The following is a 21914-nucleotide window of genomic DNA, read 5'->3' as shown; positions in this document are numbered from 1 at the left end:
CCTGGGGACGGCCATGCCTACCAACGCATTACTGGAAGCCTACTGGTCCGCCAGCGAACTCGCCACCAACGGCATCGTGCTGCTGAACATCTTCGGCGCTTTGTTGCTGGGGCTGCTGGTCGGCTATGAGCGCTCCTACCACGGGCGCGCGGCCGGCATGCGCACGTACGGCCTGGTGTGCATGGCGTCGTGCGCGCTGACCGTGATCTCCGGCTATCCTTCGTTCTGGTACGGCGGCCATATGGCGCAGGTCGGCGGCCTGATCGGCACCGACCCCACCCGTGTCATCCAGGGCATCGTCACCGGCATCGGCTTCCTCGGCGCGGGCGTCATCATGCGCGAAGGCTTCAACATCAGCGGCCTGACCACGGCGGCGTCGATCTGGGCCTCGTCGGCCATCGGCGTGATGATAGGCGTCGGCTTCTATATGGGCGCCATGGGACTGGCCTTCCTGTGTTCCATGTCGATGATTTACCTGTCCAAGCTGGAAGCCTGGCTGCCATCGCGGCACGCGGTGGCGATGACCATGCGCTTCAAGGCGGGTTACGTGCCCAACGAAGCAGCGCTGCGCGACATAGCGCTCAAGCGCGGCTATGAAATTGCCGGGGGATCGATGATGATCGCCAGCGACAAGGGCATGCAGGAGTGGCGCTTTGTCGCCATTGCGCTGAGCAAGCGGTCCGGCGCTTCGATGTCGGAACTGGCGGCGGAGATGGCGCAGTTCGACGGCCTGGAGGGTTTCCAGGTTTCCCACGCGCGCAATTGAGGGGACTTTATGGTGTCAGCGACAGCACAAGACGTACTGGATTTCTGGTTCCTGCCGATCGGCGTCAAGGGCCACAACACGCAGCGCCCGGAATGGTTCCGCAAGGACGCGGCCTTCGACGCGCAGATCCGCGCCCGGTTCGGCGAGCTGGTCGAACAGGCCCTGCAGGGCGGCCTGCGCCACTGGGACGACGAGGGCACGCAAGGCACGCTGGCGCGCATCGTGGTGCTGGACCAGTTCACGCGCAACATCCACCGCGACACGCCGCTGGCCTTTGCGGGAGATAGCCTGGCGCTCGAAGCGGCGCTGGCGCTGGACAATTCCGGCGCCAACCAGACCTTGCCGCCGGTGCAGCGCATGTTCGCCTACTTGCCGTTCGAGCATGCGGAAAGCCTGTCCATGCAGCTGCGTTCGCTGGATCTGTTCGACATGCTGCGCGCCTCGGCCACCGGCTTTGAGAGCACCTACGACTACGCCAAACGGCATCACGAAATTATTCGCCGCTTCGGCCGTTTCCCTCACCGCAACGCCATCCTGGGCCGCGCATCGACGGCGGAAGAGACCGAGTTTCTCAAGCAGCCGGGATCGGGATTCTGATGCGCAGCCTGAGCGTGATCGGCGGCGGCCACGTGGGCCGCGCGCTGGGGCGCCTGTTCGCGCAAGCCGGCGGGCCGGGCGGCGCTGCTGCGCCGTTCGCGCTGCAGGACGTGCTGGCGCGCTCGCCCGCAACGGCGCAGCGCGCGGCGGACTTCATCGGCGCCGGCACGGCGGTTGACGGTTATGCTGCGCTGCGCCCGGCCGACGTCTACATGCTGTCGGTGGGCGACGACCAGATCGTTGCGGCTTGCGCCGCGCTGGCGGCCGCGCTGCCGCTGAAAGGCGCCATCGTGTTCCATTGCAGCGGCGCGCTGGCCTCCGACCGCCTGCAGGTGGCGCGCGACGCGGGCGCTGTTGTAGCCAGCGTCCATCCCATCCGCAGCTTTGCCGATCCCGAAGCCGTGGCCGCTTCGTTTGCCGACACCTTCTGCGGCATCGAGGGCGATCCGCCGGCGCTGGCGGTGCTGGCGCCCGCGCTGCTGGCCATCGGCGCGCGCCCGGTCGCCATCGACGCCGCCGCCAAGACGGTCTACCACGCCGCCGCCGTGTTCGCGAGCAACTACCTGACCACCGTGCTGGACGCCGCCTTGCGCGCCTACCAGGCCGCCGGCATTCCCGAAGCCATTGCGCGCGAGCTGGCCCAGCCGTTGGTGACGGAGACCGTGGCCAACGTGTTCCGCCTCGGCGCCGCGCCCGCGTTGAGCGGTCCCATCGCGCGGGGCGACATGGCCACCGTGGCCCGCCAGCAGCAAGCCGTATCGCACTGGGACGCGGCCACGGGCGAGCTTTACCAGGCCCTGGTGGCGCCAACTGTGAACTTGGCGCGCCGAAAGCACAACAAATAGAGAGAGTTGCTCCTCTACACTTCCGATTTCCTTGTAAAACCTCGGCAGAAGCAATAAGCTTAATTACTGGAAAACAAGAGCATGCCGGCCCCAATGGCGCGGCGGCCAAAGCGATAGGGGCAAGACCATGTTATTTCTGAAAAGTACGTCCGTGACCAAGGCGCCAGGCATCTACGAAGTAGATATCGCCGCCAAACCGCCAGGCAAGACTTACGGCGTCTACCTGGCCACGGACCCGGACAATCCGCCCGCCGACGTGCTGGCGGCGCTGGCAGCGGCCGGTTTCCAGAACACCCACAGCTCCGGCTACACCCATAAAGACCGCGGCAAGGTGCTGGACCTGCATTTCCAGAAAGATGGCACCGACCTGTTCAAAGGCTGGAAGCCTGAAGAGAACGAAGCCAACATGGCCCAGATCACCAAGATCTTCAGCGATGTCGGCATTGCCATCGCGCCGCGCGTCATGTCGCTGGCCGAAGCCTACGCCTAACTCCCTGCGCTGATCCCGGCAGGCCGGTCAGGCCTGCACTTCAATGTGGTACAAGGCCCATGGGCAGGAACCGAAGCGGTCCTGCACGGGCTTGCTTGCCATTTCCGGCACCTTGTCCGCCTCGTACACCGCCCATAGCGGGCCCAGGCCGCCCAGCGCCATCGGGGCTCCGTCCATTTGCGTGGCGACAATGTAGCGGTGCGCGCGCGCCTGCGCCACCGTGATGCCGGCCGCGTAGCCATCTACTGCGCGCAGCACGATCTTGCTGCTGTCCGCCAGCGTGGCGCCGGCCGCCTTCAACACGTCCAGCAGCAGCGGGCCGCGCAGCGCGTGCACCTTGCCGTCGTATTCCAGCGTCGGCTGGATGGCGATGGCCGGCAGCGCCGACAGTGCGGCGAAGTCGAAGGCGTGCGCCTTGTCGAAGCTCAGCTTTTGCTTGTGCATCATCTGGTCGCGCACCGGCTCGAAGGGGCCGCGGTTGGGCCTGGCGATGGCGCCGGTGACGGTGAGCAGGGCGGGGCCGCGCGCCGGGACGGCTGCGTGGGCAGATTGCAGGGCGGGCAGGGTGGCCGCCGTGGCCAGCGTGCCGAGGAAGAGTCGTTTTTTCATGCAGGTATGATAGCGGTTATGGACCTTTTTTCCGAGCATTCCGGCGTGCTGGACGCCATCCCCATAGACGACGGCGAGCTGTACTTCATGCCCTGCCTGCCGCTGTCTCGGGACAGCGCCGCCGTGCTGGCGCGGCTGCTGGCAGAGACGGACTGGCGCGCCGAGTCGATCACGCTGTGGGGCAAGCAGCTGCTGCAGCCGCGCCTGACCGCCTGGCACGGCGAGGCGCGCTATAGCTATTCCGGCATGACGCTGCAGCCGCAGCCGTTCACGCCGCTGCAGCTGGAGATCAAGCAGGCCGTCGAGCAGGCCAGCGGCCAGCGCTTCAACAGCGTGCTGCTTAACTATTACCGAGACGGCCGGGACAGCATGGGCTTCCACAGCGACGACGAAAAGGAACTGGGCCGCAATCCCGTCATCGCCTCGGTCAGCTTCGGCGCGCCGCGCACCTTCATCCTCAAGCACAAGCGGCAGCCCCGGACGGTCAAGCTGGCGCTGGGCAACGGCAGCCTGCTGGTGATGGCTGGCGCGCTGCAGCATCATTGGCGGCACGGCATCAACAAGGAAAAGTCCGCTGCCGGGCCGCGCGTCAACCTCACCTTCCGCAATATCCTCGCTTAAACCCTTCCTTAAGTCCTTCTTAAGCTAAGTTCTGCCATTTTGTGGCGATCTTCGCCGTTTCAATAGCGATTACAACTTCTAACAATTATTACGGAATCCGGTGGGACGGAGTGGCTTTGCCAATGCTATCGTCCTTACATCGCGCTTCCAAACGAACTGCGATCCCAAGCAAGTCCCTTACTTTTTGCTGAAAGATCACTAACATGAAAAAGATTCTGTTCGCACTGATTACCTCCGCTACCGCCCTGGGCGGTATTTCCGCAGCCCAGGCTGCCGAACCAGGCACGGCTTACGTTGGCGCCGGCGTCGTGGCAAGCCAGCACAAGTACAACCTGTCCAACGACACCAGCACCGGCGACCGCAAGAGCGATGAATGGTCCGGCAAGATTTATGGCGGCTACCAGATCGACAAGACCTGGGCGGTTGAAGGCGGCTACACCGATTTCGGCAGCTCCAACTACAAGTACTCCGTCGGCAACAACAACGGCGCCATCGACAGCAAGTCGCACTCCTTCTACGTAGCAGGCAAGGGCAGCTACCCGATCAACGAGCAGTTGTCCGCGTTCGGCAAGCTGGGCGTGGCCTACAACAAGAATGAGGTGCACGGCACCGGCCTGGCCGCGCCGTACGCGCTGGGCGACAGCAACCGCACCAACCTGTACGCGTCGGTGGGCGCCGAGTATGCGATCAACCAGAAAGTGTCGCTGTCGCTCGAGTATGAGCACTACGGCAAGAACGATATCGACCAGGGCCGCAAGAAAGGCGCAGTCACCCTGGGCGCGCGCTACAACTTCTAAGCCGAACGCTTAGCGCGGTTGCCGATCGAGGCCGGGCGCGACAGCGGCATCCTTGCGATGCTTATGTCCTTGTGCCCGCCTCCCAGTTTTAAACCAGCTTCACACTGCTTCAAACCTGTTTCAACTGCTTCAACTGTTTTCTCCTCCCCTTTTACTTCCCCTCGCAGCTGACGCGCTGCAAGGGGAAATCTTTTCCCCTTGCCTTGCCGTTCATGGTGCCCTCGATACGGGCCTGCAGCTTGTCGCCTTCGCGCTTGTAGATGATGCGCTGCGGGAAGTCATGCTGGGGGTTCTCGAATACCGCGCTGCTGCCTTCCACGCTGACCAGTTTGAATGAGGCCTCCGGCTGGCTGTGCGGTTTGGCCACATAGGCCAGCTGGCCGTCGACTTCGCGGATCTGCAGGAATTCCCAGGCGGTGGTCTTGCCGTTCTTCACCGTGCGGCTCATGCCGAGCAAGGTGCCGCCGGCCGGCGCCATCCACTGCTCGCCGGAGCCGGCTTCGGCGCCGGGCGCGGCCCAGCAGCCGGCGAGCCAGCCGAGCTGGCCGATGGCGTCGGCGTTGAGCGGCGCGGCGGCGGCGCCGCCGGCGGCCAGGACTGCTGCCGCAGCGGCGGCGAGGGCTGTCTTCATTTTTTTCTCCCGGGAATAAAAAAAGGCACGGTAGTAACCGTGCCTTTCGATGTTACACCTGATTAAGTCGTCAGGGGCTTGTAGCGGATACGCTTCGGCTTGGCGCCTTCTTCACCCAGGCGCTTCTTCTTGTCGGCTTCGTATTCCTGGTAGTTACCGTCGAAGAAGGTCACTTGCGAGTTGCCTTCAAAGGCCAGGATATGGGTCGCGATACGGTCCAGGAACCAGCGATCGTGCGAAATCACCATCACGGAGCCGGCGAATTCCAGCAGCGCATCTTCCAGCGCACGCAGGGTTTCCACGTCCAGGTCGTTCGACGGTTCATCCAGCAGCAGGACGTTGCCGCCCATCAGCAGGGTCTTGGCCAGGTGCAGACGGCCGCGCTCACCGCCGGACAGGTTGCCGACAATCTTCTGCTGGTCGCCGCCCTTGAAGTTGAAGCGGCCCAGGTAGGCGCGCGACGGCATTTCAAAGCGGCCCACGCTCAGCATGTCGGCGCCGCCGGTCACGTCTTCGAACACGGTCTTGGCATCGGACAGGGCGTCGCGGTGCTGGTCGACGATGGAAACCTTGGCCGTTTTGCCGATGATCACTTCGCCGCTGTCCGGCACTTCTTTGCCGGTGATCATCTTGAAGAGCGTGGATTTACCGGCGCCGTTCGGACCGATAATGCCGACAATCGCGCCGGCAGGAATCGTAAAGCTCAGGTTGTCGATCAGCATGCGGTCGCCGAAGGACTTCGACACGTTCTTGAACTCGATCACTTCATTGCCCAGGCGCTCGGCCACAGGGATGAAGATCTCCTGGGTCTCGTTGCGCTTCTGGTATTCGTGCTCGCTCAGCTCGTTGAAGCGGGCCATGCGGGCCTTGGACTTGGCCTGGCGCGCTTTCGGATTCTGGCGCGACCACTCCAGTTCCTTCTGCAGCGCCTTCTGGCGGGCCGATTCGGTGGCTTCTTCCTGCTTCAGGCGGGCCTGCTTCTGGTCCAGCCAGGAGCTGTAGTTGCCTTTCCATGGAATGCCGCTGCCGCGGTCCAGTTCCAGGATCCACTCGGCCGCATTGTCCAGGAAGTAGCGATCGTGGGTGATGCCGACCACGGTGCCGGGGAAGCGCACCAGGAACTGCTCCAGCCATTCGACCGATTCCGCGTCCAGGTGGTTGGTCGGCTCGTCGAGCAGCAGCATGTCCGGCTTGGACAGCAGCAGCTTGCACAGCGCCACGCGGCGCTTTTCGCCGCCGGACAGCACGCTGATCTGCTGGTCCCAAGGCGGCAGGCGCAGCGCGTCGGCGGCCATTTCCAGCTGCAGGTTCAGGTTGCCGCCGTCGGACGATGAAATGATCGCTTCCAGGCGCGCCTGCTCGGCGGCCAGCGCGTCGAAGTCCGCGTCTTCCTCGGCGTAGGCGGCGTACACGGCGTCCAGCTTGGCTTGCGCTTCGAACGCTTCGCCCAGGCCGGATTCCACTTCCTGGCGCACGGTCTTGTTCGGGTCCAGCTGCGGTTCCTGCGGCAGGTAGCCAATGTTCAGACCCGGCATCGGGCGCGCTTCGCCCTGGATGTCAGTGTCGATGCCGGCCATAATTTTCAGCAAGGTCGATTTACCGGAGCCGTTCAGGCCCAGCACGCCGATCTTTGCGCCCGGGAAGAAGGACAGCGAAATATCTTTGAGGATCTGGCGCTTGGGCGGGACGATTTTGCCCACGCGGTTCATGGTATAGACGTAGTTTGCCATTAGGAAATTCTCGATATGTTACGAAGGTCAACAAGGATACGCCAAACGCCGCCATCCAGCTAGTTTCAGCTGGTTTCAGCGCGTTTGGCTGGCGTTCCGGCTGCGATCAGGCGGTCCAGCGGGCGAACAGGGCCGCGTCCACGCCCGGCGGGACGTACCATTTGCGGCGCTTGGGGTCCCAGCGGGCGCCGAGCTGCTTGGCCTCGTCCTTTTCGGCAAACGGCACGTTCAGCACCGTGACCGCGCGCGCGGACTGGCCGGGCTGGCCGGCGCGCTGGGCCGGCGCATCGGCGCCGGCCATGCCGGCGGGCGGCATCGCCGCCGGCGCGCTGGTCTCCACCATGGAGCCGTCGGCGCGGACGTCCATCCATTTCACGCTGCCGTCTGCGAGGACGATGCTGGTCTTGTATGGCGGGTCAAACGGCGGAGTGCTGGTCATGGGCTTTCTGCATGGGGACTGTCGGGCTATGTATTATATGGCGGCCGGGCGCCGCTCCACAGTGCGCGTGCCTCGGCGACGATCACCTCCGGCCGTTCCTCTGGCCAGAACAGCTTGCTGCCCGCCAGGCGCAGCACGCCTTGCGACCTGCCCAGCGTGCGGTCCAGGTAGTTGGCGCCGGCCGGGGAGAAGATGGTGTCGCTGCTGCCCCACAGGATGCGGGTGGGGATGGCGGACGCTTTCAGCCCCGCCTCGACGCCGGCCAGCACGTTGCGTTCCAGTGCGATGGCGTAAGCGTGCACCAGCTGTTTGCGCTGCGGCGACGCGACCAGCGGACGCAGATAGGTGTCGATGGCTTCGTCGCTGGGCTGGCGCGGATCCTGGTAGCACTGGCCGCCCAGGCCCTGCGGGGAACGGGCCAGTTCCTTGTCGGCCACCCAGGCGGCCAGCCAGGCGTCGGCGAAAGTGCCCGCGTGCGCCATCTGGATAACCGGCTTCAGGGCTTCGGGAGGGCAATCGATTTCGCTGTCGCAATTGGTCAGCAGCAGGGTGCGCACCCGGTCCGGGTGGCGCGTCATGAACAGCTGTGCGACGGCGCCGCCGCTGTCGTTGGCCACCAGGTCCACCTTGCCGACCGCCAACTGGTCGAGCAGGGCGATCAGCATCGCCACCTGCGCGTCCGGCCCCACCTCCTGGCCGGGGGCGGGTTCGGTGTAGCCCAGGCCGAGGAAATCGGGGGCGATGCAACGGCGGGCCGTGGACAGCGGGGCAAGCACGCCGCGCCACTGGAAGCTGTTGAGGGGAAAGCCGTGCAGGAACAACGCCGCCTCGCCGCTGCCGCGCTCCACGTAGGCGATGCGGCCGAAACGCGTCTCTGCGAAGCGGCGTGCCGCATGAAACCCGGCGGCCGATAGCGGAGCGTGCGGTCCGGCTGGCTGCGCCGCCTGCGGCAGGCTGAGCGCTGCGGCGGTGCTTGACGCGGTGGCCGTCGCCGCTGCCTGGTGCGGCGCCGTGATCGACATGGCAGCCAGGGTAAGTCCGATGAAGTCTCTGCGTTGCATGGTCAGCTCCTCGTATGGTCAGGGCTGCATCTTCGCGCGCGCGCCGGCGGGCCGCAATGCCGCGCGGCGTCATGAAAACATGACTTCGGAGGTTATGGAAGCTGGCCACGCGCTTCATTACAATGCTTGCATGGAAAACAAAACCCCAGCAGCAGTCGGCGCCATGTTGCGCGAGTGGCGCATCGTGCGGCGCCTGAGCCAGCTCGACCTGGCACTGCAGGCCGATATCTCTGCGCGCCACCTGAGCTATGTGGAAACCGGCAAGGCCCAGCCCAGCCGCGACATGATCGCGCGCCTGTCCGATACCCTGGAAGTGCCTTTGCGGCAACGGAATGCGCTGCTGGTGGCCGGCGGCTTCGCCCCGGTCTATCCCGAAACCGGGCTGGACGCGCCCAAGCTGGCGCAAATGCGCTACGCCGTGGAAGCCATGCTGGCGCAACAGGAGCCTTATCCTGCCTTTCTGCTCAACAAGCATTGGGACGTGCTCATGGCCAACGAGGCGGCGAAAAAGCTCAACCGCTTCATGCTGGGCGGACGGGACAGCAAGCACGGCAATATGCTGCGGCAGATCTTCGATCCGGACGACCTGCGCCCCGCCTTCGCCAACTGGGAGGAACTGGCCGGCAACCTGCTGCGCCATCTGCAAAACGAGGCAGCGGCCGCGCCGGCGGACGGCAAGGCGCAGGCGCTGCTGGATGAAATGCTGGCCTATCCCGGTGTGCCCCGCCACTGGCGCCACCGCACACCGGACAGCGCGCCGGCGCCGGTGCTGACCACTTCGTTCGACCGCCATGGCGAGCAGCTGGGCTTTTTCTCCACCATCACCACCTTCGGTACCCCGCGCGACGTCACGCTGGCCGAGTTGCACATCGAGTCCTGCTTTCCGGCCGACGCGCGGACGGCGGCATTCTGCCGCCGGTTGCGCTAGCCGGCGGCCTTGGCGCCGGCCGCCGCGGTGGCCCGCCGCGAGGCCCACAGCCCCTCGGCCATATAGATGCCCAGCGCGCTCCAGATCACGATGAAGCCGGCCAGCCGCTCAGCGGAGAACGCTTCGTGGAAGATCCACACGCCCAGCAGCATCTGCATGGTGGGCGACAGGTATTGCAGCATGCCCAGCACGCCCATCGGAATGCGGCGCGCGCCGGCGGCGAACATCAGCAGCGGAATGGCGGTGATCGGGCCGGCCGCCGCCAGCAGCCAGCGGGTGCTGTCGTGCGGCGCGTTGATGAAGGTGTTCTGGCCGTGCAGCGACAGCCAGATGACATAGGCCAGCGCCAGCGGGAACAGGATGATGGTCTCGAAGGACAGGCCTTCCAGCGCCGCCAGCGCCGCCGTCTTGCGCAGCAAGCCGTAGCCGCCGAAGGTGATGCCCAGGATCAGCGCGATGTACGGCGGCTGGCCGGCCTGCCAGGTCAGCCAGGCCACGCCGCAGGCCGCGATGCCGACGGCGATCCACTGCCCGCGCCGCATCTTTTCCTTCAAGACCAGCAGGCCCAGCAGTACGTTGACGAGCGGATTGATGAAATAGCCCAGGCTGGCGTCGATCACGTGGCCATTGTTGACGGCCCAGATATAGACGAACCAGTTCGCCGTGAGCAATACCGCACTTGCAACAAAACTGGCCACCACGCGCGGCTTGCGCAGCACGTCCGGCAGCCAGCGCCACTGGCCGCGCGCGGTCAGCACCAGTGCCAGGAACAGCAGCGACCACAACATGCGGTGGGCCAGGATTTCGATCGGCGGCACCTCGCCGAGGGCATGGAAATACAGGGGGAACAGGCCCCAGCAGAAAAACGCGAGTGTGGCGTACAGGATGCCGGTGTTCATGGGTTGACTGGATATGGGGCGGCGGGTCTGCCATTATCCGGGAAAACGCCATCCGGCGCTGGCGGCGGTAGAATGGACGCCAAAAACAGCGGAGTCCGGCCATGCCAGAATGCACTTGCAAATTGACCATAGTTGGCCTATTGTGCAACGCACCAGAACAAACTCAGGTGCAATCTTGACGTCGGAACATAAGAAAAGCAGCCTCGTCGCACTGACGCTAGCTGCCGTCGGCATCGTCTATGGCGATATCGGCACCAGTCCCCTGTACACCCTCAAAACCATCTTCGACCCCGAACACGGGCTCGCGCTGAGTACCCCCAACCTGCTGGGCATCATCTCCCTGATCTTCTGGGGGCTGACCATGATCGTTTCGCTCAAATACGTCAGCCTGGTGCTGCGCGCGGACAACCGCGGCGAGGGCGGCATCATGGCGCTAATGGCGCTGGCCCTGAATTCGGTCAGCAAGCGCTCCGGCTGGCACGGCCCGCTGCTGCTGCTGGGCGTGTTCGGCGCCACCATGTTCTACGGCGACAGCGTGGTCACCCCCGCCATTTCGGTGCTGGGCGCGATTGAAGGCCTGGAAGTGGCTGCGCCGGCGCTGGAGCAGTACGTGGTGCCGCTGACCATCATCGTGCTGGTGTCGCTGTACGCGGTGCAGCGGCACGGCACTGCCGGCATCGGCCGCTTCTTCGGCCCCATCATGGTGGTGTGGTTTGCCGCGCTGGCGGCGATGGGCGTGGTCAATATCGTGGCGGCGCCGGAAATCCTGGCCGCGCTCAATCCGCTGCACGCCTTCCGCTTCATGCTGGAGAATAAATACAGCGGCTTTGTGGCGCTGGGCGCCGTGGTGCTGGCCTTCACCGGCGCCGAGGCGCTGTACGCCGACATGGGCCACTTCGGCAAGCAGCCGATCCGCATGGCCTGGTTTCTGGTCGCCATGCCGGCGCTGGCGCTGAACTACCTGGGCCAGGGCGCGCTGCTGATCACCCGCCCCGAAGCCATCTCCAATCCCTTCTTCCAGCAACTGGGCAGCTGGAGCGTGTACCCGCTGGTGGTGCTGTCGACCATGGCGGCGGTGATCGCCTCGCAAGCCACCATTTCCGGCACCTTCTCCATGACCAAGCAGGCCATCGCCCTGGGCCTGCTGCCGCGCATGCGCGTCATGCACACCTCGGAAAGCCAGATCGGCCAGATCTACATCCCGGCCGTGAACTGGCTGCAACTGGTGGTGGTGCTGATCGCCGTGGTGGGCTTCGGTTCGTCCGACAAGCTGGCCGGCGCCTACGGCATTGCCGTTACCGCCACCATGCTGTGCACCACCATCCTCACCTTCTTCGTGATCCGCTACCGCTGGCACTTGCCGCTGGTGCTGAGCTTCGCCGCCACCGGCTTTTTCATCGCCATCGACATCATGCTGTTCTCGGCCTCCACGCTGAAGCTGCTGCACGGCGGCTTCTTCCCGCTGCTGTTGGGCGGCGTGCTGCTGACCATCATGCTGACCTGGCGCGAAGGCCGCGACCTGGTGTTCAAGAACCTGGAAAAGCACGCCATTCCGCTGGAAGCCTTCCTGTCCTCGCTGTTCATGGCGCCGCCGGTGCGCGTGTTCGGCACCGCGATCTTCCTGCGCGGCGAAAGCGACGGCGTGCCGCACGCGCTGCTGCACAACCTGTCGCACAACAAGGTGCTGCACGAGCGCGTGGTGTTCATCACCGTGCACATCGTCGAGGAGCCGTGGGTGGCGCCGGAGGAGCAGGTCAAGATCATCGACCTGGGCCACCAGTGCTACCAGGTCAACGTGCAGTACGGGTTCAAGGACGAACCGGACATTCCGAATGTGCTGGCGCTGTGCGGCAAGCACGGCCTGGAGTTCGAGATGATGGAAACCTCCTTCTTCATCGCGCGCCAGACCGTCATTTCCACTCCGGGCGCCGGCATGGCGTCGTGGCGCGAGAGCCTGTTCGTGGCCATGTCGCGCAACGCGCGCGCGGCGGCGGATTATTACCAGATTCCACCCAACCGGGTGATCGAACTGGGTACGCAGGTGGAAATTTGAGACAGGCAATTTGTAACTGAATGTTCTGCCTGAAAAGGCGCCGTTGCAGTCTGATACACTTCTGCTCCGACGGCGCACGGATGGAGTGCCAGCGCAGTGCAAGTTACATGTTCAACAATACAAAGGTAATCATGAAATCGATGTTCCAACTGATCGCGTCGCTCGCCTGCGTAGCGGCACTGACCGCGTGCGGCTCGCCTGCCAGCACCACCAAGACCGAGGAGCTGCCGCCCCAGCCGGCCTACGCCAAAACCGAACTGGCAGCCGGCAGCGGCGATCCGGTAGTGGCCAACGACCTGGTGCAAGTGAGCTATTCGACCTTCCTGTACGACTCGACCAAGCCCAATTCGCGCGGCGCCCAGGTGGACGGTTCGCCTTCGGCGGTGTACGCGATCGGCACCGGCCGCTGGTTGCCGGGTGCCGACCAGGGCGTGATCGGCATGCGCAAGGGCGGCACCGTGCAGCTGGTGCTGCCGACCAACCTGGCCTACGGCGTGTACACCTTCGAAAACAAGACCTACACGCCGAACAAGGTCGCTGCCAACACCCCGGTGGTCATGGAAATCACGGTACTGGGCATTTCCAAGCCGTCGCCGTCGGCCCAGGTCACCATCATCGACAAGGTGATCGGCACCGGCGCCGAAGTCGCTGCCACCAAGACCCTGAGCGTGCACTACACCGGCTGGATCTACGACAAGACCGCCGCCGACCAGCACGGCGCCAAGTTCGACAGCTCGGTCGACAAGGGCACGCCGTTCGAATTCACGCTGAGCAGCAGTGTCATCGAAGGCTGGAAGCGCGGCGTGGTGGGCATGAAAGTGGGCGGCAAGCGCACCCTGATCATCCCGCCTGAACTGGGCTACGGCTTCACCGCGCAGACCTCGATCCCGGCCGGTTCCACGCTGATCTTCGATATCGAACTGCTGGCGGTCAAGTAATCCCGGGTCTGCAACGCGACCCATGAAAAAGGGCGGCCGACAAGCCGCCCTTTTTGCATGGCGCCGGCTTACGGCGCCAGCGTGAAGTTGACGCCGGCCTGGTTGGCCGCCGTGATGTCGACCGAGGCGGCGCTCTGGCGCGCGTAGCCGGCGGCGGTGGCGTCCACCTGGTATTTACCCACGCCCGGCAGCACCGTGGCGGCGCTGGCGAAGGTCAGCGGCAGCGTGGCGCTGTACGGCGCGTACAGCGGCGCGGCCAGCGGCAGGCCGGCCAGCGTGTAGGCGCCGCTCGCCAAGTCCGCGCCCTGGTACTTGATGGTTACCACCGGACCGGCGGCAAAGGTCTGCTTGGCGGCCACGTAGGCGGCCTCGGTGGCGCTGGCCGGCGCCAGCGTCACGGTGCCGGCGATGCTGCCGGTCAGCGAGGCCGGCAGCCCGATTGGCGTGGCGGCCTGGCTGACCGGCACCATGGCGCTGGTGCTGGTCACCGGCACCGCGCCGATCACGGCGGCGGCGCGGCTGTCGGCCGTCACCACCACGTCGTAATTGCCGAGCGGCAGGCGCGTCAGCGCGAACTCGCCGGTGGCGGGGTTGGGCACGGTGGCGCTGACGATGGCGCCGTTCTGCTGCGCGCTCACCATCACCCGGCTGCCCAGCAGGCTGGTGGCGACGTAGCCGCTGATGCCGTTCAGCGCGGTCGGGACCACCTTGACCACCGGTTTCAGCGCGTACTTGCCGTTGCCCCGGGTGACCACTGATTTGCAGGCGTCGAAGTCCAGCACCAGGTCCACGCGCTGGCCGGCGGCCACGTCGAATTCACTGGTCAGCTTGATGCCGCTCTGCACCGCGCTGGGGGTTTCCAGCGAGACTACGGCGGTGCCGCCGGACGGCACCACGGAGTTGGCCAGGCCGCTGCCGGTGTTGGCGTCCAGCACCAGGCGCAGCTGGGTGTAGCGGCCGGCCGCCAGCGAAGTCTGGCCCAGCGCGTCGAGCGTGCCGTTGGCCAGGTTCAACAGATTGATCTTGCGGGCCGGGGACAGCACGATTTCGCTCCAGCCGCTGTCGGTGTCGCCGGCGGTGGCGCTCTGGTGCACGCGCACCTTGCTGACGGTGACGTTGACGGCGTCGAAGCCGCAGGCCGGGGCGTCGGTCAGCGACACGCCCAGCGTGCCCAGGGTGACCGGCGGCGGCGTGGTGCCGCCACCGCCGCCGCCGCCGCAGGCGGCCAGGGTGAGGCCCAGGGCGCTGGCCGCAGCCAGTGCGCCGGTGCGCAGTAGGGGGGAATATGCAAGTGTCTTCATGGTGGACCTCTCTGTCGGTGGCGGTCTTCGGCTTCGATAGCGAGGAGCTCGCTATCTGGCCATTATCAGCCTGCAGCAGAGGCCGCTACGTGCGTTGTCGCACATAGCGGATTGCAAGTTATATCATTTACACGGCAGCGCCGCTAGCTGCGCAGCGCCAGGGCCGGCGACATGCGCAGCGCCGCCAGCGTGTGGCGGGCGGTGGCCAGCAGCGCCACCAGCGCAGCCAGGCCCAGCGCCGCCAGCAGCGGCCAGGCCCCCATCGGGGCCCGCTCCACGTAGCCGGCCAGGTAGCGCTGGATGGATAGCGCCGCCAGCGGCAGGCCCAGCGCGGCGCCGGCCGCGATCAGCACCGCGAACTCCCTGCCCACCAGTCGCGCGATGGCGCCGCGTCCGGCCCCGTGCAGCTTGCGCAGCACGATTTCCTTGCGGCTGCGCTGCACGCTGTAGGCCGACAGCACATAGATGCCGCATGCCGCCAGCGCCACCGCGATCAGGCTGGAGGAGGCCAGCATGCGCGCCAGCCGCACGTCGTCCGCATAGGCCAGGCCGAACAGGCTGCTGGCGGTCTGCAGCTCCAGCACGCTGTCCGGAAAGTACTGCTTGAACAGCGGCGCGATGGCGGCATGCGCGGCTGCCAGGCTGTCGCTGGTGCGCACCGCCAGCACCTGTGCCGGGGCCAGGCGGTACACCATCGGCTGCGTCATCTGCTTGAGGCTCTGGTAACGCACCTCCGGCGCGATGCCGATGATCTGGATCGAGCGTTCGCCGCTGGTGAGGAACTGGCCCACCGCCGCTTCCGGCGTGGCAAAGCCCAGCGCCAGGGCGGCCGCCGCATTGATCACGCGCGCCGGCGTCTTGTCGTCGTCGCGCGCCGGGTCGAACAGGCGGCCGTGCAGCGCCTTCAGGCCATAGACCTGGAAGAATTCCGGGCTGATGGTGCGGTACTCCAGGCTGACCGTGTCGCCGTTGCGGCTGGGGATGGCGGAAATGCTCTTCGAGCGGTCGCGGCCCGGCGCCTCCGACATGGCGGCCACGCCTTGCACGTGCGGCATGCGCGCCAGTGCCTGCACGAAGCCGTCCGTGGCCGGCTTGCCGGTCTCCTGCGGCAAGTCCAGGATCAGCATGCCGGCCGGATCGAAGCCGCGGTCCGCCTTGCTGGCGTAGTCGGCCTGCCAGGCGATGGCCAGCGTGGCGCCGCTGAGCGCCATGGCGGTGGCGAACTGCAGCACGGTCAGCACGCGGCGCAGCCACAGGCCGCCGGCCGTTTCCTGGTCGCCGCGTCCGGCCAGCGCCGCAGCCGGGCGCACGCGCATGGCCAGCATGGCCGGGTAGACGCCGGCGCACAGGCCGGTCAGCAAGCCGCCCAGCAAGGCCAGCGCGCAGCTGGCAGGCGAAAACAGGCTGTCCAGCTGGCGCGCCACCAGGCCGCTGAACATGGGCAGGCACAGCCAGGCCATGCCCAGGCCCAGCACGGTGGCCAGCAGCGCCACCACCGAGGACTCGGAGAGGAACTGCAGCGCCAGGCGCGCGTGGCTGGCGCCGAGCAGCTTGCGCATGCCGATTTCGCGCTGGCGGCGCAGGGTGCGCACCGTTGCCAGGTTGACGTAGTTGCTGGCCGCCAGCAGCAGGATCAGCAGCGCGATGCCGGCCAGCGCGAACACGCTGCCGCGCTGGCCGTAGTCGCCGCCGCTGCGGCCCGAGGCCAGCCCTTCGTCGAAGTACACCTCGGGCATGGCCACGATGGCCACGTCGGTCACGTTGCGCCCGTCCAGCTTCTTGCCCATCGGGCCGGTGCGCCAGGTGGTGTCGAGCGGGCTGGCGTTGACGGCGTTTTGCAACTGGCGCTGCAGCTGCGCCGGGGCGGCGCCCGGCTTGAGCTTCAGGTAAATGCCGCCGCGCCGCTGGAAATTGGTGGTGTGGTCGCCGCGCTCTTTCTCGGACCAGCCGGTGCTGGCGCTGCCGACCAGCGCCTCGTAGCGCAAGGTGGAATTGGCCGGCGGATCGGGCAGCACCGCCCGCACCTGCAGCGTCTCGCGCCGCAGGCGCAGATGCTGGCCCAGCGCCTGTTCCGAACCGAAGATGGCGCGCGCCTTGCTGGCGGTCAGCGCGATGCCGTCCGGCTGCGTCAACGCCGCCTGCAGGTCGCCCTCTAATGCGCGCAGGCCGAACAGCGCCTCGAAGGCGGGGTTGACCACGCGCAGCTCGGTCTCGTGGCGCTGGGCGCCGAGCCACAGCGGCAGTTCCAGCTGCTTGGCGATGCTGGACGCTTCCACCATGCCGCTGGCGGTGGCAGCGGCCTGCAGCGGCAGGCCGGCGTATTCGGCCCAGTCCGGGCGCGGGAACACGTTGATGCGCTGCTTTACCGAGTACACGCGCTGCGCGTCCGGCACCTGGCTGTTGTAGCTCAGGCAGTAGTGCACGAAGCCGAGCAGCAGGAAGCAGGCCGCGAAGCCGACCGCCAGGCCGAGGATGGAGACGGCGGAATAGGCGCGTTCCTGCAGCAGCAGGCGCCAGCCGATACGGAAGTCTTGTAGTTGCATGCTTGCTCCTTGGGCTTCAAGTACGCAGGGCCAGCGCCGGCGACATGCGCAGCGCGGCCAGCGTGTGGCGGATGGTGGCGCCCAGCGCGACGGCCAGCACCGCGCCGAGCGCCGCCAGCAGCGTCCAGGCGCCGATGGGCGCCTGCTCGGCGAACTCGGACAGGTAGCGCTGGATCGCCAGGGCGGCCAGCGGCAGGCCGAGCAAGGCGGAGCAGCCCGCCATCCAGGCAAACTCCCTGCCCAGCAGGCGCGCCACGGCGCCGCGCGGCGCGCCGTACAGCTTGCGCAGCACGATCTCTCTGGCGCGCCGCTGCACGTTGTAGGCCGCCAGCACGTAGATGCCGAAGGCCGACAGCAGCAGGGCCATCGCGCTGCCCGCCGCCAGCATGGCCGCCAGGCGCGCGTCGTCGTCGTAGTTGTCGGCGAAGTAGCTTGCGGCGCGGTGCATGTCGGGAATGGCGTCCGGGAAGTACTGCCGCCACAGCGCGTCGGCCGCGCGTTCCAGCTCCGCCATGCTGCCGCTGTAGCGCACCGTCAGCACGGAGGCGTTGCGGTTGTTCATGTACAGCACCGGGGCCGGCGCTTCGCGCAGCGACTGGTAGCGCAGGTCCGGTACCACGCCGATCACCACCGGCTGGATATCGCCCTTGCGGCCTTCCAGCGTGACGGTTTGGCCCACGGCCGCCTGCGGCGAGGCGAAGCCCAGCGCCTTTGCGGCGGCCGCGTTCAGCACCACGGCCTTGTCGTTGCCTTCCTGCTCGCGCTGCGGATCAAAACCGCGCCCGGCCAGCGGCGCCACGCCGTACACCTGGAAGAAAGTGGGCGACACGGCGCGCTGCTGCAGGGTGGCGGAGACGCCGGCGGCGGTGCGCACCGGGTTGTTCAGGCCCAGGTAGTAGCGCCCCGCAGGTACCGGCGAGTAGGTGACGCCTTGCACGCCGGGCACCCTGAGCAGGGCCTCGTGCAGCTGGCGCGGCGCGTCCCCTTCCCACATCAGCGAGGGCAGCTCCAGCACCAGCAGCGGACGCGGGTCGAAGCCCGGATTGGCGTTGCTGGCAAAGCGCGTCTGCCATGCCACCGCCAGCGTGGTGGCCACCAGGCCCATGGCGCAGGTCATCTGGAAGATGGTGACGGCGCGCCGCATCCAGGTGGCGCCATGGGTTTCCTGCCCGCCGCGCGCGGCCAAGGCCTGGGCCGGCCGCACGCGCAGCGCCAGCCAGGCCGGATGCAGGCCGGCCAGCACGCCGGTGGCCGCGCCCACGGCCAGCGCCGCCAGCACCGCGCCGAGCCCCATCACAGTAGCCAGCGGCCGGTTCAGCAGCTGCGCGCAGCCGGGCAGCAGCAGCCAGGCCAGCAGCAGGCCCATGGCGGCCGCCAGGATGCTGGCCAGCAGCGATTCGGCCATCAGCATGGCCGCCACCCGCGCATGGCTGGCGCCCAGCACCTTGCGCATGGCGATTTCCGCGCGCCGCCGTATCACGCGCACGGTGGCCAGGTTGACGTAGTTGATGGCAGCCAGCAGCAGCACCAGCGCGCCGACGGCAGCGACGCCCAGCACCAGCTTGGCGTCGCCATGGCGGGCGCTGCCGCTGCCTGCCAGGTCGGGGTCGAAGTACCAGCCGCGCAGCGAGACCAGGCCGATGTCGGATGGCGGGCGCCCTTTCAGGCGCTGTAGTACGTCCGGCGCCAGCGAGCTGGCGAACGGCGAGCGGCTAGACGCGTCCTGCATCACGCGCTGCAAGGCCTGCGGCGTGGCGCCCGGCGCCAGGCGGACATACAGGCGGGAGATGATGCCGCCCCAGTTGGATGGCTGGCGTTTGTCCAGGCGCTTGTGCATGGCTTCGGGCAGCAGCTGGCTGGCGGTGCCCATCAGCGCCGCGTAGGGCAGGGTGGTGGCGGCCGGCGGATCGGCCACAATGGCGGCCACCCTGTACTGCAGGTTCTCGATGGCCAGTGTCCTGCCCACCACGCCGCGCGTGGCGCCAAGCAGCTGGCGCGCCTTGCTCTCGGTGAGGGCAACGCTGTCGGGCCGCTGCAGCGCGGCATCCAGGTCGCCTTCCAGCGCGCGCAGGCCGAGCACTTTCGGCATGGCGGTGCTCACCAGCACGAAGTCCAGGTTGGCCAGCATGCCGTCCTGGCGTAGTGTGGCCGAGCCGGTCAGCGCCACGGCGGCGGCCTCCACCAGCGGGCTGCCTTCGGCCACGGCCAGCAGGTTGATCGGCGTGTTCTCGAACCAGCCCCCGCGCTCCAGGATGTTGAGGCGGTTCTTCGCCACGTAAACGCGTTCGGCCAGCGGCACGTGGCTGTCGTAGCTGAAGCTGAACTGTACGTAGGCCATCAGCAGGAAACAGGCCGCGAAGCCCAGCGCCAGGCCGAGGATGGTCACCGCCGAATAGCCGCGCTCCTGCAGCAGCAGGCGCCAGCCGATGCGGAAGTCGGAGGCTTTCATGCGGCGCGCAGCGCGTCAACCATGATGCGGCCGTCCAGCAGGTTCAGCGTGCGCGAGGCCTGCGCAGCGTGCGCCGGCGAGTGGGTCACCATCACCACCGTGGTGCCCTCGGCGTTGATGGTGCGCAGCAGGCGCATCACCTCGTCGCCGTGCGCCGTATCCAGGTTGCCGGTCGGTTCATCTGCCAGCAGCAGCGCCGGGCCGGACACCAGCGCGCGCGCGATCGCCACGCGCTGCTGCTGGCCGCCGGACAGCTGCGACGGGCGGTGCCCGGCGCGGTGCAGCACGCCCAGCTTGTTCAGCATGGCCGTCACCTTGGCCTTGCGCTCGGCCTTGGCCATGCCGGTGTACTCCAGCGCCAGTTCCACGTTCTCGAATACGCTCAGCTCCTCGATCAGGTTGAAGCTCTGGAAGATGAAGCCGATGCGGCCGCGCCGCAGTTCGTTCAGCTTGCCCTCGCTCCAGCCCGCCACGTTCTTGCCCTCGAACCAGTACTCGCCGCTGCTGGGCACATCGAGCAGGCCGAGAAGGCTCAGCAAAGTGGACTTGCCGCAGCCGGAAGGACCGGTGATGGCCACGTATTCGCCGGCGTCGATCTGCAGGTCGATGCGGTCCAGCGCGGTAGTCTGGATTTCACCCGCCAGGTGGGTTTTGCTGACGCCTGAAAGCTTGAGCATGGGAGTTCCTTTTTTCGTTGGTGAAGAGCTTACTTGGAAATTTGCAGCCTGGGTGAATCGCCATAGGCCGTATAGCCGGACACGATCACGCGCTCGCCCACGGCCAGGCCGGACAGCACTTCGAGCTGGCCGTTGTTGCGGCGCCCGCTGCGGATGGCGCGCCGCTCGGCCACGCCGCCATCCTGCGTCACGACGAAGACCCAGGTGCCGCCGCTGTCGTTGAGGAAGGCGCCGTTCGGCAGCAGCAGCGCGGGCGCCGGCTCGCCCAGCGTGATGGTCGCGTCCACGCTCTGGCCGGGGCTGAGGGCTTCCGGCTGCGCGGCCTTGAACGTCAGTTCCACGGTGAAGCGGCCTTCCTTGATCTGCGGGTAGATGGTGGAGACATCCACCGCGTAGCTGCGGCCGTCCATCTGCACGCTGCCGTGGCGCCCCACGGCCACGCGCTTCAGGTAGTACTCGTCCACTTCGGCCGACAGCTTGAAGCGCGCCGGGTCGTCGATGCGGCCCACGTGCTTGCCAGTGGCGATGGACTCGCCCACCTGCAGGCGGAAGTCGGTCAGCCTGCCGGCGCTGGGGGCGCGCACCGCCAGCGCCTCCACCGTGGCGCTCACCAGTTTCAGGCCGGACTGCAAGCCGTCCAGCGCCTTGTCCAGCTGCGCCAGCGCGGTGCCGCGCACGCGCCGGTCGGTATCGTCGCTGGCCTGCGCCTGCGCCAGCACGCGCCACTGCTGCGCCAGGCGGTCCGCCGATTCCTCCAGCGCCACCGGAGACAGGAAGCCCTGCGCCGCCAGTTTCTCTTCGCGCGCATGGCGCTTTTGCGCCTGCTCCATGGCGAAGGTGAGATCGTCCAGGCGGCGCTGGTGGTCGCTGCGGCTGGCTTCCTGCGCCACGCGCAGATTGGACAGGTTGGAAATCTGCTGCGCGTGTTCGGCCTGGCGCGCCAGCAGCTCCAGGTTGCGCTGCGGGTTGGAGATGCGGAACAGCAGCTGGCCCTGTTTCACCAGGTCGCCGTCGCGCGCATGCACCTCCTCGATGCGGCCGGACTCCACCGAGTCGAGCATTACCGACTGCAGCGGCTGCGCGGTGGCGCGCACCACGATATCGTCGCGGAACACGCCGCGCTCCACGGCGGCGATGCGCAACTCGCCCGCAGTCACCTGCAGGCCGCGCGGCATCCAGTGCCACAGCGCGAAGGCCAGCGCGGCCACCATTGCCGCGCCTGCGGCGGCGAGCGCAATCGCCTTGCCGCGCCGCTTGGGCACGATGGTATCCATGGCGGCGCCGGTGACGAGTTTAGGCTGGGGAGTGTTCATTTTTTTTCGCAAACAGGTGACGATGGACTGAGCCTTTGCAAGGCCTGTGCCAGCTGCCGAAAATGGCGTATCCACCCGGTTTCGCGGCGCATGCGGCCGGCCCTTGTCCGCATGCGGACAGTGCCGGGTGTTCGGAAACGGACAGTGCGCTTCCGGGTTGCGGAAATGCGTCGAAATGCGCGGAAAGCCTTGCTCCGCAAGGCGATCCAGGCTGCTAGAATGCGCCA

At 66.9% G+C, this 21914-nt stretch carries 19 protein-coding genes and 1 pseudogene; 9 read left to right on the top strand and 11 right to left on the bottom strand.

Going from position 1 to position 21914, the window contains the following annotated elements; translation table 11 throughout:
* Window positions 1-13 precede the first annotated feature (13 nt).
* The 4 genes from ASD15_RS29680 (at window position 14) to ASD15_RS29665 (ending at window position 2698) form a co-directional block, all read left to right on the top strand.
* Window positions 14-766: an MgtC/SapB family protein gene (locus tag ASD15_RS29680; RefSeq protein WP_057158609.1), complete on the top strand. Its 753-nt coding sequence runs from the start codon at window positions 14-16 to the stop codon at window positions 764-766.
* Window positions 767-775: 9 nt separating this feature from the next.
* Window positions 776-1363 (top strand): DUF924 family protein, encoded by a 588-nt coding sequence (locus tag ASD15_RS29675; protein ID WP_057158608.1) that lies wholly within the window; start codon window positions 776-778, stop codon window positions 1361-1363.
* Complete coding sequence (locus ASD15_RS29670; RefSeq protein WP_057158607.1) at window positions 1363-2208, top strand: Rossmann-like and DUF2520 domain-containing protein; 846 nt, start codon at window positions 1363-1365, stop codon at window positions 2206-2208. The genes ASD15_RS29675 and ASD15_RS29670 overlap by 1 nt, the downstream gene beginning before the upstream one ends.
* A 127-nt stretch (window positions 2209-2335) precedes the next feature.
* A complete protein-coding gene (locus tag ASD15_RS29665) occupies window positions 2336-2698 on the top strand; it encodes a hypothetical protein (RefSeq protein WP_057158606.1) in 363 nt (120 codons plus the stop codon).
* A gap of 27 nt (window positions 2699-2725) precedes the next feature.
* Here ASD15_RS29665 and ASD15_RS29660 read toward each other — a convergent pair whose 3' ends face one another.
* Window positions 2726-3307 (bottom strand): molybdopterin-dependent oxidoreductase, encoded by a 582-nt coding sequence (locus ASD15_RS29660; RefSeq protein WP_057158605.1) that lies wholly within the window; start codon window positions 3305-3307, stop codon window positions 2726-2728.
* An 18-nt stretch (window positions 3308-3325) separates the two neighbouring features.
* Between ASD15_RS29660 and ASD15_RS29655 the strand changes: the two genes are divergently transcribed.
* Complete coding sequence (locus ASD15_RS29655; protein WP_057158604.1) at window positions 3326-3928, top strand: alpha-ketoglutarate-dependent dioxygenase AlkB; 603 nt, start codon at window positions 3326-3328, stop codon at window positions 3926-3928.
* Between the two features lie 203 nt (window positions 3929-4131).
* The gene (locus tag ASD15_RS29650; protein WP_057158603.1) at window positions 4132-4725 is read left to right on the top strand and encodes an outer membrane beta-barrel protein; all 594 of its coding nucleotides are present in this window, start codon (window positions 4132-4134) and stop codon (window positions 4723-4725) included.
* A gap of 151 nt (window positions 4726-4876) precedes the next feature.
* Here ASD15_RS29650 and ASD15_RS29645 read toward each other — a convergent pair whose 3' ends face one another.
* The 4 genes and pseudogenes from ASD15_RS29645 to ASD15_RS29630 all read right to left on the bottom strand — a co-directional run bounded on the left by ASD15_RS29645 (window position 4877) and on the right by ASD15_RS29630 (window position 8586).
* Window positions 4877-5356, bottom strand: a complete 480-nt coding sequence (locus ASD15_RS29645) for a DUF6265 family protein (protein WP_057158602.1) — start codon at window positions 5354-5356, stop codon at window positions 4877-4879.
* Window positions 5357-5418: 62 nt separating this feature from the next.
* Window positions 5419-7086: an energy-dependent translational throttle protein EttA gene (gene ettA, locus ASD15_RS29640; RefSeq protein WP_057158601.1), complete on the bottom strand. Its 1668-nt coding sequence runs from the start codon at window positions 7084-7086 to the stop codon at window positions 5419-5421.
* A gap of 115 nt (window positions 7087-7201) precedes the next feature.
* Window positions 7202-7318: pseudogene (locus ASD15_RS33930) on the bottom strand (DUF5710 domain-containing protein); the annotation flags it as partial.
* A gap of 233 nt (window positions 7319-7551) precedes the next feature.
* Window positions 7552-8586: an alpha/beta fold hydrolase gene (locus tag ASD15_RS29630; RefSeq protein WP_057158599.1), complete on the bottom strand. Its 1035-nt coding sequence runs from the start codon at window positions 8584-8586 to the stop codon at window positions 7552-7554.
* Between the two features lie 130 nt (window positions 8587-8716).
* Between ASD15_RS29630 and ASD15_RS29625 the strand changes: the two genes are divergently transcribed.
* Entirely contained in the window at window positions 8717-9514 is a 798-nt protein-coding gene (locus ASD15_RS29625) for a helix-turn-helix domain-containing protein (RefSeq protein WP_057158732.1), read from the top strand.
* Here the strand turns inward: ASD15_RS29625 and rarD are convergent.
* The gene (rarD, locus tag ASD15_RS29620; RefSeq protein ID WP_057158598.1) at window positions 9511-10413 is read right to left on the bottom strand and encodes an EamA family transporter RarD; all 903 of its coding nucleotides are present in this window, start codon (window positions 10411-10413) and stop codon (window positions 9511-9513) included. The genes ASD15_RS29625 and rarD overlap by 4 nt on opposite strands.
* A 175-nt stretch (window positions 10414-10588) precedes the next feature.
* On the opposite strand from rarD, the gene ASD15_RS29615 reads away from it, so the two are divergent.
* Entirely contained in the window at window positions 10589-12466 is a 1878-nt protein-coding gene (locus ASD15_RS29615; RefSeq protein ID WP_057158597.1) for a potassium transporter Kup, read from the top strand.
* Window positions 12467-12597: 131 nt separating this feature from the next.
* On the top strand, window positions 12598-13404 hold the full coding sequence (locus ASD15_RS32820; protein WP_162249956.1) for an FKBP-type peptidyl-prolyl cis-trans isomerase: 807 nt from the start codon (window positions 12598-12600) through the stop codon (window positions 13402-13404).
* 68 nt (window positions 13405-13472) lie between these two features.
* On the opposite strand, the gene ASD15_RS29605 is transcribed toward ASD15_RS32820, so the two are convergent.
* The 5 genes from ASD15_RS29605 to ASD15_RS29585 all read right to left on the bottom strand — a co-directional run bounded on the left by ASD15_RS29605 (window position 13473) and on the right by ASD15_RS29585 (window position 21687).
* Entirely contained in the window at window positions 13473-14705 is a 1233-nt protein-coding gene (locus ASD15_RS29605; protein WP_057158595.1) for a DUF4382 domain-containing protein, read from the bottom strand.
* 143 nt (window positions 14706-14848) lie between these two features.
* Window positions 14849-17248 (bottom strand): ABC transporter permease, encoded by a 2400-nt coding sequence (locus ASD15_RS29600; RefSeq protein WP_057158594.1) that lies wholly within the window; start codon window positions 17246-17248, stop codon window positions 14849-14851.
* A gap of 16 nt (window positions 17249-17264) precedes the next feature.
* Window positions 17265-19697, bottom strand: a complete 2433-nt coding sequence (locus ASD15_RS29595; protein ID WP_057158593.1) for an ABC transporter permease — start codon at window positions 19695-19697, stop codon at window positions 17265-17267.
* Entirely contained in the window at window positions 19694-20374 is a 681-nt protein-coding gene (locus tag ASD15_RS29590; RefSeq protein ID WP_057158592.1) for an ABC transporter ATP-binding protein, read from the bottom strand. The genes ASD15_RS29595 and ASD15_RS29590 overlap by 4 nt, the downstream gene beginning before the upstream one ends.
* 29 nt (window positions 20375-20403) lie before the next feature.
* Complete coding sequence (locus tag ASD15_RS29585; protein WP_229418384.1) at window positions 20404-21687, bottom strand: efflux RND transporter periplasmic adaptor subunit; 1284 nt, start codon at window positions 21685-21687, stop codon at window positions 20404-20406.
* Window positions 21688-21914 lie beyond the last annotated feature (227 nt).

Source organism: Massilia sp. Root351, from assembly GCF_001425045.1.
GTDB lineage: Bacteria > Pseudomonadota > Gammaproteobacteria > Burkholderiales > Burkholderiaceae_D > Rugamonas.
Note: the sequence above shows the minus strand (reverse complement) of the source record. Positions and strands in the feature narration are given on the sequence as shown.

Coding starts and splice junctions, on each gene's coding strand:
- rarD (WP_057158598.1), bottom strand. CDS start 10,413: ATGAACACCGGCATCCTGTACGCCACACTCGCGTTTTTCTGCTGGGGC.
- ettA (WP_057158601.1), bottom strand. CDS start 7,086: ATGGCAAACTACGTCTATACCATGAACCGCGTGGGCAAAATCGTCCCG.
- ASD15_RS29680 (WP_057158609.1), top strand. CDS start 14: ATGCCTACCAACGCATTACTGGAAGCCTACTGGTCCGCCAGCGAACTC.
- ASD15_RS29605 (WP_057158595.1), bottom strand. CDS start 14,705: ATGAAGACACTTGCATATTCCCCCCTACTGCGCACCGGCGCACTGGCT.
- ASD15_RS29595 (WP_057158593.1), bottom strand. CDS start 19,697: ATGAAAGCCTCCGACTTCCGCATCGGCTGGCGCCTGCTGCTGCAGGAG.
- ASD15_RS29650 (WP_057158603.1), top strand. CDS start 4,132: ATGAAAAAGATTCTGTTCGCACTGATTACCTCCGCTACCGCCCTGGGC.
- ASD15_RS32820 (WP_162249956.1), top strand. CDS start 12,598: ATGAAATCGATGTTCCAACTGATCGCGTCGCTCGCCTGCGTAGCGGCA.
- ASD15_RS29675 (WP_057158608.1), top strand. CDS start 776: ATGGTGTCAGCGACAGCACAAGACGTACTGGATTTCTGGTTCCTGCCG.
- ASD15_RS29590 (WP_057158592.1), bottom strand. CDS start 20,374: ATGCTCAAGCTTTCAGGCGTCAGCAAAACCCACCTGGCGGGTGAAATC.
- ASD15_RS29600 (WP_057158594.1), bottom strand. CDS start 17,248: ATGCAACTACAAGACTTCCGTATCGGCTGGCGCCTGCTGCTGCAGGAA.
- ASD15_RS29660 (WP_057158605.1), bottom strand. CDS start 3,307: ATGAAAAAACGACTCTTCCTCGGCACGCTGGCCACGGCGGCCACCCTG.
- ASD15_RS29655 (WP_057158604.1), top strand. CDS start 3,326: ATGGACCTTTTTTCCGAGCATTCCGGCGTGCTGGACGCCATCCCCATA.
- ASD15_RS29645 (WP_057158602.1), bottom strand. CDS start 5,356: ATGAAGACAGCCCTCGCCGCCGCTGCGGCAGCAGTCCTGGCCGCCGGC.
- ASD15_RS29630 (WP_057158599.1), bottom strand. CDS start 8,586: ATGCAACGCAGAGACTTCATCGGACTTACCCTGGCTGCCATGTCGATC.
- ASD15_RS29665 (WP_057158606.1), top strand. CDS start 2,336: ATGTTATTTCTGAAAAGTACGTCCGTGACCAAGGCGCCAGGCATCTAC.
- ASD15_RS29670 (WP_057158607.1), top strand. CDS start 1,363: ATGCGCAGCCTGAGCGTGATCGGCGGCGGCCACGTGGGCCGCGCGCTG.
- ASD15_RS29625 (WP_057158732.1), top strand. CDS start 8,717: ATGGAAAACAAAACCCCAGCAGCAGTCGGCGCCATGTTGCGCGAGTGG.
- ASD15_RS29585 (WP_229418384.1), bottom strand. CDS start 21,687: ATGAACACTCCCCAGCCTAAACTCGTCACCGGCGCCGCCATGGATACC.